Genomic DNA, 12,762 nt, shown 5'->3' with positions numbered 1-12,762 from the left:
AGTTTAATCCATTATAGAATATGGGTCTCAGAGTTGCTAGAGTCCCCTGTACCGAGTTATTGGCTGACGCAAAAACCGGGTTTCTCGATGTCTTTTGCGTAAGTCATGAGTTTGAGGGGGCGATCGACCGATAATTGTTTTGCTATGGGCTGCTGCTTCGGGCTTAACATCAGGCCGAGAACCCCAGCATCAGAAACGGGGTTTTTTGCACCATGCCGTCACAGAAAGCGCAGGTTTTTCGTTGCTGTTGACTCGATCGGGTCTTAAAGCCCTGGACGTAGGGGTGCGTCGAAACCGGGTTTTTTCACCAAAATACTTGATTAAAGCCCTAAATCTCGGTTAAAAAACCCGGTTTCTTTGTGGGCGAGTGGCTCAATCCTATCTTACTGAGAATGGTGCGATCCTCTTCGAGGGCTTCGCTAACGGGCGCGAGTCAACTCAAATTAAAATTGCTAGCGTGGGTAAAGTTTCATCAGTTCCCTCACCTGTTCGGCGTGATAGGAACTGCGAGTTAAGGGAGAAGCGACAACTTGCAAGAATCCCAAAGATTCGCCAAACTTTCTCCAAGCATCAAACTGTTCTGGAGGCACAAAGTTTTCGACGTTCAAGTGCTTTTGAGTCGGTTGCAGGTACTGTCCAACTGTTAAAATATCGCAGCCGACAGCCCGTAAGTCCTGCATCGCCTCCCGAATTTCGGCGTCTGTTTCTCCGAGTCCCACCATGATGCCGGATTTGGTGTAAACCCCAGGTGCGAGTTCGCGGCTTCGCTGCAATAGTTCCAAGGTGCGATCGTACTTTCCTTGCGGCCGCACCTTCCGGTAAAGTCGCTTTACGGTTTCGGTATTGTGGTTGAGTACCTCTGGCCCGGCTGCGAGAATAATTTCTAAAGCTTGCCAGTTGCCACACAAGTCGGGAATCAAAACTTCTATAGTTGTATCGGGCATCGCCGATCGCACTGCTTGAATGCACTCGACAAACTGAGACGCGCCCCCATCCGGCAAATCGTCCCGGTTGACAGAGGTAATCACGACGTGGTTGAGTTTAAGCCGCTGCACCGCTTGGGCCAATCTTTGGGGTTCTGTGGGATCTAAAGGTTGGGGCTTTTTCTCAAAATCGATGTCGCAGTAAGGACAGGCGCGGGTACAAGCCGGGCCCATAATCAAAAATGTCGCAGTACCTGCGTTGAAGCATTCGCCGATGTTCGGACACGACGCCTCCTCGCAAACCGTATTCAGGGATAAATCCCGCAAAATTTCTTTGACGTTGCCGACGCGCTCCCACTGGGGGGCTTTAACTCGCAACCACTGGGGCTTAACTGTCACGTCTGTCTCCGCCTGAGTAGTGTTTTACAAATAATTATATACGAGGTTGCTAAATTTTTACTTGAATGTGATAAGCTTAAAATCTAGTGACTAATTTCGGGATGTAGCGCAGCTTGGTAGCGCACCTCGTTCGGGACGAGGGGGTCGCAGGTTCAAATCCTGTCATCCCGATTATAAAATTAAATTGGATATGCTCCAGCAAGTGAGTTTGTTTTGGGCGATCGTCCGGCTGTGTATATTTCTGGTTGGGATAAATTAAAGAATCGGGCGATTCCCTACGGGATAGCTGCGCTTCACGGGCGGGTTAATTTTCCTTTGCCAAAAAATCAACTCTAGCGACTGTTTTGGCAGACGGAATTATAGAATAAAACGTAAACAATCAGAGCAGCAGTAGAGAGTAGAGAACAAGTCTTTGCCTTCTCCCTCTGTGATGATTTGGGACTGTGTTCGATCGCAGGTACTTACTCAATGCTGAGAACTTTGAGCAAGGTTTGAAACCGGAGGCAAGTATAAATACTGCAATAATTCTTAAATACAAGTTAATTAAGATTTACATCTTGAGATAGATGAATTAATAGCTGAATGAGCTTATAATAAAAGATAGTTCTTAGCGGGTCTAAAATTAACCCGAAAACCGGAGGATATTCCAATGCAAATAAGTGGCAAAGCCTTCGGCTCCTGCTCTCGCTGCGAAACAGTACCCGCAAAAATAGAGGGCAGCGGAGGTCTATACCTGTGGTTTCCAGTATCGCACACGCTCAAAAAGGTTATTTCTGCACTAACCAAGGCTAAACTTGAATTCAAGCTTTTAGAAGAGAGCAAGTGTTTGTACGTTATGCTTGAGGGAATAGCGAGAGAAAATTTTAGCGCACTAGCATCATCGGTGCTGACAAGTCAAGAGTTGAAAGAGACTAAAGTTTTGTGGATGCGGGAAGTTGAACAGCCTAAATTTAGCGATTTTTATCGCAGCACTTCCTTAGACTCTTTTATTAATTTCAGCAAGTCTGATTGGCTGTTAGATTTATTGTCCGAAGAACGAATTACTACGCATTTTCAGCCCATTGTTTATACTTCAGATACTTCTAAAATTTTTGCTCATGAAGCCCTACTCCGAGGAATTGACGAGCAAGGAAACTTAATTTATCCGGGTCGGATTTTTGCCCAAGCAGAATCAGCAGGCATAATTTTTCAACTAGATGCTTTAGCCCGGACTCGCGCTATCCGGGAAGCCCATGTGTACGAGCTCAAAGAATTACTTTTTATTAATTTTTCTCCGACTTCAGTTTACGATCCCGCTACGTGCCTGCGAATGACTGTACAGGCTATTGATGAAGCGGGAATTCCTCACAGCAATATTGTTTTTGAAGTAGCGGAATCTCAGCACCCCCCCGATATCGATCACTTGATTAATATTCTGAGGTTTTACCGAGAGGCGGGATTTTTAATTGCCCTAGACGATTTTGGCAGCGGTTCTTCTAATTTAAATTTGATGCACCAATTGCGTCCAGATTTTATTAAGTTGGATATGCAATTAATTCGCAACGTCGATCAAGATTATTATAAGGCCCTAATTACTGAAAAGATGTTAGAAATTGCGTCTAAATTAGAGATTAAAACTGTTGCTGAAGGTGTGGAAACTTTGGAGGAGTTTGAGTGGGTGCGGGAACGGGGAGCAACTTTTGTTCAAGGTTATTTGATTGCTAAGCCGACTTCTCCGCCGATCGCACTTACAAGCTATATTGGTGCTCAACCACTACCTATTTCTGCTTAAATGGTTTTCAGGTGCGATTTTGCGTTACATTTGCTCATTACCAGGCAGAGCCTGGTAACGAGAATTACTAGCACTTTAAACGCTCAAATTGCGCCGCAAAAAGCTTTCTAAGGATTCCATTTTCATGCTGTAGATTGATTCCAAGTTTTGCACTTCTTCGGGAGTACAGAAATACTCATTACCCAGCAATACCCGCAAAGTTCCTAAGTCTTTTTGAGCTTGAGGATTCAATAAACCCAAGGCATTTCTCAAACCGTCAAACACAACCAGTGGCGGGTTGATTACCATCGGTTCGCGCTTGAATAATCGTCCGAAAATGCGGGGAATGTCATCCCTTGTCAGCACATCCGGGCCACCGACTCGCAGAATTTGGTTGCGTGCGCCTTCGACTGTTGGCGAGTTTGCGGCAATATGAGCTAAGTCGTCGGTACTGACAACAGAGGTGCGGTTTTTGCCGTCGCCAATCAGCAGGTAAAGTCCGGTTTCTCGAAATCTTTCTGCTAGGGGTAACAAGCTGGAAGCAAAACCGGCAGGCCGCAAGATTGTATAATTCAATCCACTGTTTTGCAGGTATTTTTCTACTTCTCGCTTGGCTTTGAATACTGCGGAATCTTCGTATCCTCGATCGACTCCCAGTACCGAAAGAAAGACAAAGTGCTGCACTCCGGCTTCTTTGGCACAGTCGATCAATTCTATGTTAGCGCGGTAGTGTACTGCTTGAACGTCGCCCCCGGTGCCGTGGCTGCTGATGATGTACTGCACTCCTTGGCAGGCTTTTTTAATATCTTTGTCTTGTTTCAAGTCGCCAATAAAAATCTCAGCGCCTCGGTTTTCTAGTTCAGAGTAGCGAGATGCGAGGCGAACGAATGCGCGGACAGGCTTTTCTTGCTGTCTGATTTCTCGTACAATTCGGCGGCCTAGTGCGCCTGTTGCTCCGGTTACTAAGAACATGATTTTTGGTTGTTGGTTGTTATTAACTGGATCGGGAGTTACGCATAGGATCGAGAAACCGGGTTTCTTAAATTTATCGTTGCTCAACCTAAGATTTATGGTAGAAACCCGGTTTCTTTTGCCTTAGTTTTATTTATAACTCATAAATCAAATTTCGACAATTACGGGGGCGTGGTCGCTGGGTTTGATTAATTTTCTGGGAGCAATGTCTATTGTACAGTTTTTTGCTTGTTCGTACAGGGGAGGGCTGAGATAATGGTGGTCGATTCTCCAGCCGTTGTTGCGGGGAAATGCGGCGGCGCGGTAGTCCCACCAGCTATAATGACCGCCTTCTGATGTGAATTTGCGAAAGGGGTCGTTTAATCCTAATTCTATGATTTCTGTTAGTGCGAGGCGCTCGGCAACAGACAAGCCGACGGAGTTAGCATTGGCTTTGGGATTGTGGATATCTCGATCGTCCGGGACGATGTTGAAGTCGCCGCAAATGCACAAGTTGGGGGATTTATCTAGTGCTATTTTGAGGTATTCTTGCAGCAGTTTGAGCCACTTTAGCTTGTACTCATATTTCTCGCTGCCGACTTCGGAACCGTTGGGAACGTATACGCAAATAATGCAAATATCGTCTATAATCCCCGCTATGAGGCGTTTTTGTTCGTCAAACATACCTGTGGCTTCGTCGCCGAGAAGGGGGGCAAATCCGGTGCTGATTTGCGTTAGGGGCGATCGGCTAAAAATGGCAACGCCGTTGTAGGATTTTTGACCGGAAATGTAGCAGTTGTAGCCGAGGTTGGTGAAGGGTTCTAGGGGGAAGTCTTTGTCTGTAACTTTGGTTTCTTGGAGGCAGAGAACGTCTGGGGAGTTGGTTTGCAACCAGCTAGTAACGTGTTCTATGCGGGTGCGGATTGAGTTGACGTTCCAGGTGGCGATTTTCATTAATATAGTAATCCTAAAGGTTAGGTGAGAGGGAGAGCGATCGCACCTATTTTAAGCTATTTTTTGCCGTGTCAACTCACTTGATTTGATAAATGTAAGCATCTTCGACCCACGTCTGATTAATCCGATCATTCGTCATTCTTCTGCCTGATAAGTCTAAATTCCAATCTTGTTGTATCTGACGTAAGCCCTCAATTAAGTCATGTTTTGGGCTTACTGCTACAAGTGCTGTCCAATCGATTTTCAATTCAGGTTTAACTTCGCGAAAGACTGACAGAATTTCCCCATAAGTTTTAAGAGGCCCTTCGCTATCGTACAGAGGTGAGGTGAGCATTAGCCGCCATGTTTCTGGTTCTGGTGCGTAGTTCCAGAGAGCAGAGTCAACTGATAGATGTGCTGCATTTAGAGCGTCTATTAGTCTTTGACCTTCTGCTATTTCGTGACTTAATAATGTTGCTGTAGCCATTGTAAAACTCCGTGAGTGGGGTCAGTAATTGCTAAGTAAATGCAGATTCAAGACTTACGCATCAATATCAAAGAAACCGGGTTTTTTACCAAATTCTAGGCAGGGATGCAGTATTTTCGTAAAAAACCCGGTTTCTGCCTCCACGACTAAAAATGATAAGTTTATCAGTTTTTGTTTCGGGTTTTGTTGATTATATATTCTCTGATTACTGGCCCGATCGTAAAGTGCGATCGCCCATTTTGTTTTACTGTTTCAACTAATGACCGTCGTCCTAAAGATTGCATGACTTTCAAGAGTTCTGGCGGTGATAGTTGCAGGTTTTCTGGTATTTTTGAGATGTCGGCTGGTTCGGGGGTATTGGCTAGCCATGCGATCGCCTGTTGTTCGGATGCGGTTAGGCGATCGCACTGCTGGTCTAGGAGTGATTCTAAGTCACCTAAGAATAGGGTATCATAGGAGAGGAATTCGGAAACGCTACCGCCGAATAAGTCTTGAATCAAAGTGGCAACTATATTTAACCATAAGGGATTGCCTCGGTAAAGGTCGATTAATTCTGACCATTTCTCCGGTTCTGCTAATCCTTTTTCTCTGAATATTTCTTGTGCTTCCGGGCCTAAACCGTTGAGTTGCAGAGATTTGCAGGGGCGGTTTTCGCCTTCTAATGCGGCGATTTCTCTGGGTTTTTCCCAACTCAGGAGGATTAAGCAACTGTTGTGGGATGATTCTGTTATTTGTTTGAAGAATGCGCCGTAATTTTCATATCCAGGTTGGTAATTTCCTGCGAGTTGTCCGCTGCTGAAGATGGTTTGGATATCATCGAGGATGATCAGACAGCGGTGCGATCGTAAATAGTTGATTACCCCCCCCAACCCCCCCTTGCTAAGGGGGGGAGAAAGAGGTTTAATCTCTTCGCCGCGCCTGGGAGAAAGAGGTTTAATCTCTTCGCCGCGCCTGGGAGAAAGAGGTTTAATCTCTTCGCCCCCCCTTGATAAGGGGGGGTTGGGGGGGTTAGTTTCTTGCTGCTGGGAGAGGAATTTAATTAAGTCGGTTTGGAGTGATGCCAGCGGTGGAGAGTTGCGGAGACTTCGCCAGATGATGCGATCGAATTCGTGTTGAATTTGTGAGATTAGTTGGAGGGTAAGGGCGGTTTTGCCAATACCGGATAAGCCTAAAATAGTGATGACGCGGGTGCGGCCTAAAATCCAGTTTTCGAGGGTGGTGAGTTCGGATGTGCGGTTATAGAATAGGTTGGGTTCTGGTGCATCGGATAAGTCTAATCGCTGTTTGGGCTGAGTTTTGCTAGAGGTGTCCTGATTTTTATTTTCTAAGTTTGGGGTTTCTAAGGATTCAGGATGGTTTGCACAAACCTTAAACTTACCAACTTGTGCATTGTCGCCAAAATGTGATGAAACTATCGAAAATAGCCATCTTTCCACTGTATATGCAAAGTTAGATTGATTGATGTCTTCACCTAATGTTTCTGATAGAAGTTTCCATAATTTTGCTGCAACTTTCTTGACATGAGCTTCGCTACGGTGGCAGTTGGTGGCAATTTCTGGGTATTTCTGGCGTTGCCAAGTGCCTCGCAATATACCTTCTTGTAGATGGTTGAGGTGTTTTTCTGTCTTAGCGAATACGAGATCGTCAGCCACTTTTAAGACTTCTTCAACGTCCATAGGTCGAGTCAGGGTTTGGGTTTTGCCTATTGCGATCCTACTTTATCCTACGGTTTGATACTTTAGCAACTAAATCCTACTTTATCCAACTGAAAGAAATCAGGACAGGTAAAAAAATGCCTACTAAATCCTATTGATTTGATTTGATTTGAGTATATTTTTCACATATGCTAAAAAATCAGGACGCAATAAATTTAAGCAATTTTTAAGAAGCAATGGCTAACATCAATATTGCAAATACTCCCGATGCACAAGGCACAGAGGATGATGATTTCATTCGTGATACTGATGGCAGCCGCAGAACGTTCGGCTTGGGGGGTAATGACTGGATCCGTGGCTTGGGTGGCAATGATGAACTGTTCGGGAATCAGGGTCGTGACACACTAGATGGTGAGGGCGGGTTCGATACCCTCTACGGTGGTAAAGATGCAGATACTCTTGACGGTGGACTTGACGATGACGTTTTGTTTGGGAATGCGGGCACTGATACCCTTATTGGTGGACGCGGCAACGATCAAATGTTTGGGGGGCGTGATAACGACAAGCTATCGGGTGGCGACGGTGCGGACATTTTATCTGGAGATTTAGGTTTTGATGTTCTGAATGGAGGAGCTGGACGAGACACGTTTATCCTTCAAGATGAAGTCGCTACTAATACAGTAGATTTTCTGCAAGACTTCTTCCCTGGGGAAGACAAAATTGCACTTCCACAAGGTCTGACATTTGCTGACATCGAAGTCCTGACATTTGAAACTGCTGGGTTGAATCCACGTTTCGTGGAAAGGCAGTTTGAACCCTGGAATGCATTTTGTGGCGTCTGCGCTGGTGCCGATCAAAATCTAGCTCTACGAGTTAAATCCACTGGTCGAATTATTGGACTTGTGGATAAATCGCCAACTTCTCAGGTTCCTCTAACACCAGCGAGCTTGACAGCAGCGGACTTTATCAGCAGTTGAGGATTCTGCTATGCTGGCTGGTAGCCTGTCGCTATCGGAAATAACGTGGGAGGGTGAAAACCCCTGCGATTTATGGAGGGGATGAAACCCGACTCAACAGGTTAAAACCTGTTGTCTCTCTTATTTCCCGCGTTGATTTTTAGTGTACTTTTTAACTACTAATGAAGAATCTACTGAAAATAAGTAGATAACCAATTGGCAGCAAGGTAAGTAAATGCAACTCAGCAAAAGTGATATAGCTCATAAACATTAAGGAAAGGGGCGATTCGGCGAAGGCAAATACGCTGCGACGAATCGCATTTTTTGATGATATAGCAATCGCTTTTCAATTGAGAAATAACCAAAAGGCGATCGCCCTTACATCCCAATTTGTCAAAAAGCGCGATCGCGCCTCTTCCCCTGTACTTGCAAAAAAAATACATCCAAGATAAACTAGGAAATAGAAACTAAGCAACCTCTGATGCTGAAAGCAAAAATATAATGAAAACTAAAAGCTTCACAGTCATCATTTACAAAGAAGAAGATATGTACATCGCCGAATGTCCAGAAGTCGGCACAATTGACCAAGGCGAAACCATAGAACAAGCGATCGCCAATCTCAAAGAAGGTACAAGGCTCTATCTCGAAGAGTGTCCTTTACCCGACGAAATCACTCCTAGGTTTGTAACTAGCATAGAGGTTAGCTATGCCTAGGTTGCCCAGAATATCAAGTAAGCGAAGTAATTCGCGTACTAGAGCGTTTAGACTTTAAAATACAGTCAATCCTAACAAAGCTATTAAATAAACGTGGTGTTCTAGATAGGAAATAACTCCTGATTCTACTTGCTTTAATACCCCTTGGTGCAGATTTAATTCCGGTAAAATATGCACAAAAACATAAGCTACCGAAACCCCACTTGCTGCTGAAAGCCAGCGGTTGCGAGGAATAGGGGCAAACCGCAACTTGCCGCAAAATAAATGTGTCAGCGCTAAACCAATGGCACTCAGCGCGGTTAAAGCTAAAGTATTAGGAGCCGATCGCAAAGCTGCTGTTATTACCATAACTCTGCTCAACAAAATTAATCCTCTCCTAAAGCTTTAATGACTTGGTGATACCGTTCTTGCACATCTTTCTGGTCTTGCTCCTGAGAGATTTGTTCGCGGCTACTATTTAAAATCATCTCCGCGTGACGGCGTAAAGCTTCTCGTTGTTGGGAATTGCGGGTGTAAGTGGCGATGCAAGCTATAGCTTCCAATAAGCGAATTGTTACCGCCACATCTGATTTACTGTATTGGCGAATTTGGTTAAATGCAGTATTGACTAAGCCTTCAAACGTCACTCCTTCAACAATGACGCGCAAATTATGTTCATCGTCGTAGCGATAGGGGGAGGGAAAATCCCTTTGAGCGAGGCGGGATAATCCAGCGCTGAGTCGATCGATACACCGAATCGCAGTAAACGGATCGTTGATACCAGGAGAAATTGCACGCAAGGCGATTTCCACTAACTGATCGATGGGAAATTCTACATCTTGATATTCATTCCGTTCTTTGCCCAGAATAAAAGCATCATTAATTTTTTGGTTCAGGCTTTGATTCACCTGTTTTCCCGGAAAAACCATCGCTACATCGCTACCCTTGACGATAAACTTTCCCGGTCGAGTTTTAAGACGTACAAGCAGATTGTACTGACGGGAAATTTTCATTAATTCCTCGTCATCGATTGCTTGCAAATAACCCTCGCCAGTGGCTTTAATTGGACTTGCTTCCGAGTCAAAATTTGCCGGAATTTCTCCCACTTTTCGCGCGTTGTTCGGTTTACCTTCTCCGATTTTTCCGGGAAACAGACGATCTAGAGCTTTGTCTAAATCGCCACTAACCTGAGTAATTACATGGGAGGCTTGAATAATGGTTGATGCGTGATGGATAAAGTAAATCAGTACGCCGATACTGGCAATTGCCAATCCGGTACCAACTGTAACCGAGAGTTGGGGTACAAAGAGACTGTATCCTTCTCCTTCTGCATGAATGGTTCGCAGTACGAGTAAACAGTAAATAAACGTGGCAATGAAGGTGCCAAGCACGATTTGATTGCCCGTATCCTGCATAAAACTACGCAGCAATCGGGGCCCAAAATTGGAGCTCGCCAACTGAAGCGCCACAATAGTAATAGAAAAAGCTGTAGCAACAACGCTGATCATTGAACCGGCAACCGATGAAAGAACCGCTCGCGCACCATCGGCTCCACCCGTGTAAATCCACCTCCAGTTTGGTATATTACCCGTGCGGTCAATTGTCAGCATGGCGATCGCCAAAATCATCGACCCCAGCGCCATCAAGGTTGGGATAAACCAGTAGCTAGAGTGGAGCGAGTCCCAAATTTTGCTTAACTTGACATTTTTCATGAGTTGTGGTGGGGTGGCGATTGTCCGTTGCCGTCAGATTGCGATCGCTGTTCAATTAGTTGTCGCAGAGAACCGCTGATGCTGCGGGGTTTGGGAACTTCGCCATTACCAGCGGGCCATCCTTCGCGTTGACGTTTGCGATCGCCATCCGTCTCTTCGGTTTGGTCGTGAAACAAAATTTGCTGCGTAGGAAAGGGCAAGTCGATGCCATTAGCAGTCAGCTTTTCCTTAATCGCAGAAAGTACCTTGTCGCGCGATCGCAAATCGTCAATTCGTCGCGGCGGAGCAATCCACCATCGAGCGCGGATATTGACGGTACTTCCTGCAAGTTCCATCAGCAGCACGTCAGGAGCAGGGTCATTCAAAACCTCATCCACACTGTGCATGGCTTCCATCATTAACTCCTTGGCTCGGTGAATATCATCCCCGTAGCCGATACCAACGTCGTATTCCATCCGGCGTTTATCAAACGCGGTATTCACCATAACAGAATTGGTGAACAATTCCGCATTGGGAATTACAATCCGGCGACCATCATAGGTTCGGATTGTTGTAGCGCGAGTTTCAATATTTTCTACCGTTCCCTCAAAGTTTTTAAACACAATCTGGTCATCGATTTGGAACGGTTCCGTCAACAGAATTAGGATACCAGCTAGGAAGTTTTGTAAGATATCGCGAAAGGCAAAACCAATCGCTACCCCGCTAATTCCCAGCAGTTGCACCAAATCGCCTGCTCTAAATGTGGGAATTACAATCGACAAGGCAATAAACAGACCAACCAAAACAGTAATACCCTGCGCTAACCTTCCCAAAACCAGTCCCAAATTCCGGGATTGGCGGTGGTTGCGAGTAAGCCGCCTGACCGCTCTCTTAATTGACCTCCCAACAAAGAAAAAGATTCCGAAAACAAGGAACGCTAGTATCATATTAGGCAGCAGGACAATGAAGTCATTGATCATGCTCTCAATCTTGTCCCAGACTCCAGATATTTCTGCTGTCATAAAAGTTCCTCTTGCATCAGTCGTTATTGATAGTAGTGAAATTAGCCACGTCAAACTCTATCTTAAGGCTGTAGATTTCTGTTACGTGAGGCTAATTTAGGACTTACACGGTCACAGTAAATATTGGGGATGGTTCGTTACGCAGAAAGCTAACGCACCAACAATTTTTTTCAAGTGGATATCGCAGCCACATCTTCACCGTCGAGTTTTTGTGCGATCGCATCCAGCACCCTCTGTTCTGCTTCAGAAACCTCTCCCTTACTTTCGGCAATGCGACGGCATTGAGCTAATAGCGGTACTGCAAAGTCCGGGTTAAGTTGCTCTAACAATGCACCCAATGGTTTGGGGGACTTGATGTTAGCAGCAATCCTTTGGAGAGAATCGGCATTTAATTGCAATGCCTTCAATTCTGGCAGAATATCTTCCCAGTTTTTGTTGGGATAACTTGCCAAAATCATGTGAACCATAATTTGATCCATTCCTGCTTGCTGGGCGATCGCCACATCAAGATATTTCTCGCTTTGTTGCTGAATCGCTTGCAGCGTTTCGGTTCCAGGTTCTTCAGTCTCTTCCCTCACTTTGGCTTCGTAAAACTCGCGCGCCGCATATCCCAGCGCGTACAGCATCGTAGCATTCGTACTCGCACCAATCATCGCGCCAGCCAGCGGTACGTTGCGTAAAAAGCCCAAACCAGCTCTCATGGCGTTGCTACCGCCGAGCGCTAACCCAAAAATTGCCAAAACCTCACCTTTTCGGGCTGGCTGTTGCAAATCCATCCCATAAGCGGCGGCAATTTCATAAACCATTTCGGTTTGAATCGCAGTAGTCGCCGCTAAATCGATCGCCAGCAGTGCAGCCGCGACACCCGGTAAAATGCTGCTAGCAAATCCGACACCACCGGCTTGAATCGCTTTTTCCACCATAATGCGATGGGCAATTTCGCTGGGATATTCATTGGGATACTTTTGTTGGAGTTCATTGACTTGAGCTTCGGCTTTGGCTAAGTCGATGCGATCGCTGACCCCAACTAACCAATCAAGCCTGAGTACCCCCGCCACTTGTTTAACAAAGGGAAGATTGCCAACATAAGTTACCGCATCTCCGGTTCCTTGCGTCGCTTGTCCAATCAATCGATAAGTTTGTTTAGCAGCAGCTTCCCCCCAATCAACTGCTGTATCAACAACCGCTTTGCCTGTATTCAGTGCAGATTCTGTTGTCTCGGCAATGAAATTTAACAAACCAGGTTTTTGCTGTGAATTAGTTTCTTTTTTGGGGTTTGATTGGTCATCCATCACTGTTTTT

11 protein-coding genes, 1 tRNA gene and 1 pseudogene are annotated in these 12,762 nt (G+C 45.5%); 4 read left to right on the top strand and 9 right to left on the bottom strand.

Annotation, left to right across the window (positions count from 1 at the left end; genetic code table 11):
- Positions 1-452 precede the first annotated feature (452 nt).
- Positions 453-1,328 (bottom strand): annotated as a pseudogene (gene lipA, locus QT973_RS01845) (lipoyl synthase); the annotation flags it as partial.
- 91 nt (positions 1,329-1,419) lie between these two features.
- Between lipA and QT973_RS01840 the strand changes: the two are divergent.
- Positions 1,420-1,493 (top strand) — tRNA-Pro (locus QT973_RS01840).
- Positions 1,494-1,971: 478 nt separating this feature from the next.
- Positions 1,972-3,093, top strand: a complete 1,122-nt coding sequence (locus QT973_RS01835) for an EAL domain-containing protein (RefSeq protein ID WP_333053780.1) — start codon at positions 1,972-1,974, stop codon at positions 3,091-3,093.
- Between the two features lie 75 nt (positions 3,094-3,168).
- Here QT973_RS01835 and QT973_RS01830 read toward each other — a convergent pair whose 3' ends face one another.
- The 4 genes from QT973_RS01830 to QT973_RS01815 all read right to left on the bottom strand — a co-directional run bounded on the left by QT973_RS01830 (position 3,169) and on the right by QT973_RS01815 (position 7,119).
- Positions 3,169-4,044 carry an SDR family oxidoreductase gene (locus QT973_RS01830; protein ID WP_333053779.1) on the bottom strand — a complete coding sequence of 292 codons (876 nt, stop codon included), beginning with the start codon at positions 4,042-4,044 and terminating at the stop codon, positions 3,169-3,171.
- Between the two features lie 147 nt (positions 4,045-4,191).
- Complete coding sequence (xth, locus tag QT973_RS01825) at positions 4,192-4,977, bottom strand: exodeoxyribonuclease III (RefSeq protein WP_333390439.1); 786 nt, start codon at positions 4,975-4,977, stop codon at positions 4,192-4,194.
- A gap of 76 nt (positions 4,978-5,053) precedes the next feature.
- Positions 5,054-5,443, bottom strand: coding sequence for a hypothetical protein (locus QT973_RS01820; RefSeq protein ID WP_333212820.1), 390 nt, complete (start codon positions 5,441-5,443; stop codon positions 5,054-5,056).
- A gap of 164 nt (positions 5,444-5,607) precedes the next feature.
- On the bottom strand, positions 5,608-7,119 hold the full coding sequence (locus tag QT973_RS01815; protein ID WP_333390436.1) for an ATP-binding protein: 1,512 nt from the start codon (positions 7,117-7,119) through the stop codon (positions 5,608-5,610).
- Between the two features lie 215 nt (positions 7,120-7,334).
- On the opposite strand from QT973_RS01815, the gene QT973_RS01810 reads away from it, so the two are divergent.
- Positions 7,335-8,075, top strand: a complete 741-nt coding sequence (locus tag QT973_RS01810) for a calcium-binding protein (RefSeq protein WP_333211172.1) — start codon at positions 7,335-7,337, stop codon at positions 8,073-8,075.
- 480 nt (positions 8,076-8,555) lie between these two features.
- The gene (locus tag QT973_RS01805) at positions 8,556-8,768 is read left to right on the top strand and encodes a type II toxin-antitoxin system HicB family antitoxin (protein WP_333053772.1); all 213 of its coding nucleotides are present in this window, start codon (positions 8,556-8,558) and stop codon (positions 8,766-8,768) included.
- Positions 8,769-8,822: 54 nt separating this feature from the next.
- Here QT973_RS01805 and QT973_RS01800 read toward each other — a convergent pair whose 3' ends face one another.
- The 4 genes from QT973_RS01800 to QT973_RS01785 all read right to left on the bottom strand — a co-directional run bounded on the left by QT973_RS01800 (position 8,823) and on the right by QT973_RS01785 (position 12,752).
- Complete coding sequence (locus QT973_RS01800) at positions 8,823-9,116, bottom strand: hypothetical protein (RefSeq protein WP_333211176.1); 294 nt, start codon at positions 9,114-9,116, stop codon at positions 8,823-8,825.
- Positions 9,117-9,133: 17 nt separating this feature from the next.
- Positions 9,134-10,459 (bottom strand): DUF2254 domain-containing protein, encoded by a 1,326-nt coding sequence (locus tag QT973_RS01795; protein ID WP_333390432.1) that lies wholly within the window; start codon positions 10,457-10,459, stop codon positions 9,134-9,136.
- The gene (locus QT973_RS01790) at positions 10,456-11,460 is read right to left on the bottom strand and encodes a mechanosensitive ion channel family protein (RefSeq protein ID WP_333053768.1); all 1,005 of its coding nucleotides are present in this window, start codon (positions 11,458-11,460) and stop codon (positions 10,456-10,458) included. The genes QT973_RS01795 and QT973_RS01790 overlap by 4 nt, the downstream gene beginning before the upstream one ends.
- A 170-nt stretch (positions 11,461-11,630) precedes the next feature.
- Entirely contained in the window at positions 11,631-12,752 is a 1,122-nt protein-coding gene (locus QT973_RS01785; RefSeq protein ID WP_333390430.1) for a hypothetical protein, read from the bottom strand.
- Between the last annotated feature and the right edge of the window lie 10 nt (positions 12,753-12,762).

The sequence above is a fragment of the Microcoleus sp. Z1_A1 genome, from assembly GCF_036700305.1.
GTDB lineage: Bacteria > Cyanobacteriota > Cyanobacteriia > Cyanobacteriales > Microcoleaceae > Microcoleus.
This window is presented reverse-complemented; position numbering and strand designations above follow the sequence as displayed.

Excerpts from the sequence above, each read along its gene's own strand:
- QT973_RS01820 (WP_333212820.1), bottom strand. The coding sequence starts at position 5,443 with ATGGCTACAGCAACATTATTAAGTCACGAAATAGCAGAAGGTCAAAGA.
- xth (WP_333390439.1), bottom strand. The coding sequence starts at position 4,977 with ATGAAAATCGCCACCTGGAACGTCAACTCAATCCGCACCCGCATAGAA.
- QT973_RS01790 (WP_333053768.1), bottom strand. The coding sequence starts at position 11,460 with ATGACAGCAGAAATATCTGGAGTCTGGGACAAGATTGAGAGCATGATC.
- QT973_RS01795 (WP_333390432.1), bottom strand. The coding sequence starts at position 10,459 with ATGAAAAATGTCAAGTTAAGCAAAATTTGGGACTCGCTCCACTCTAGC.
- QT973_RS01785 (WP_333390430.1), bottom strand. The coding sequence starts at position 12,752 with ATGGATGACCAATCAAACCCCAAAAAAGAAACTAATTCACAGCAAAAA.
- QT973_RS01805 (WP_333053772.1), top strand. The coding sequence starts at position 8,556 with ATGAAAACTAAAAGCTTCACAGTCATCATTTACAAAGAAGAAGATATG.
- QT973_RS01810 (WP_333211172.1), top strand. The coding sequence starts at position 7,335 with ATGGCTAACATCAATATTGCAAATACTCCCGATGCACAAGGCACAGAG.
- QT973_RS01800 (WP_333211176.1), bottom strand. The coding sequence starts at position 9,116 with ATGGTAATAACAGCAGCTTTGCGATCGGCTCCTAATACTTTAGCTTTA.
- QT973_RS01815 (WP_333390436.1), bottom strand. The coding sequence starts at position 7,119 with ATGGACGTTGAAGAAGTCTTAAAAGTGGCTGACGATCTCGTATTCGCT.
- QT973_RS01835 (WP_333053780.1), top strand. The coding sequence starts at position 1,972 with ATGCAAATAAGTGGCAAAGCCTTCGGCTCCTGCTCTCGCTGCGAAACA.
- QT973_RS01830 (WP_333053779.1), bottom strand. The coding sequence starts at position 4,044 with ATGTTCTTAGTAACCGGAGCAACAGGCGCACTAGGCCGCCGAATTGTA.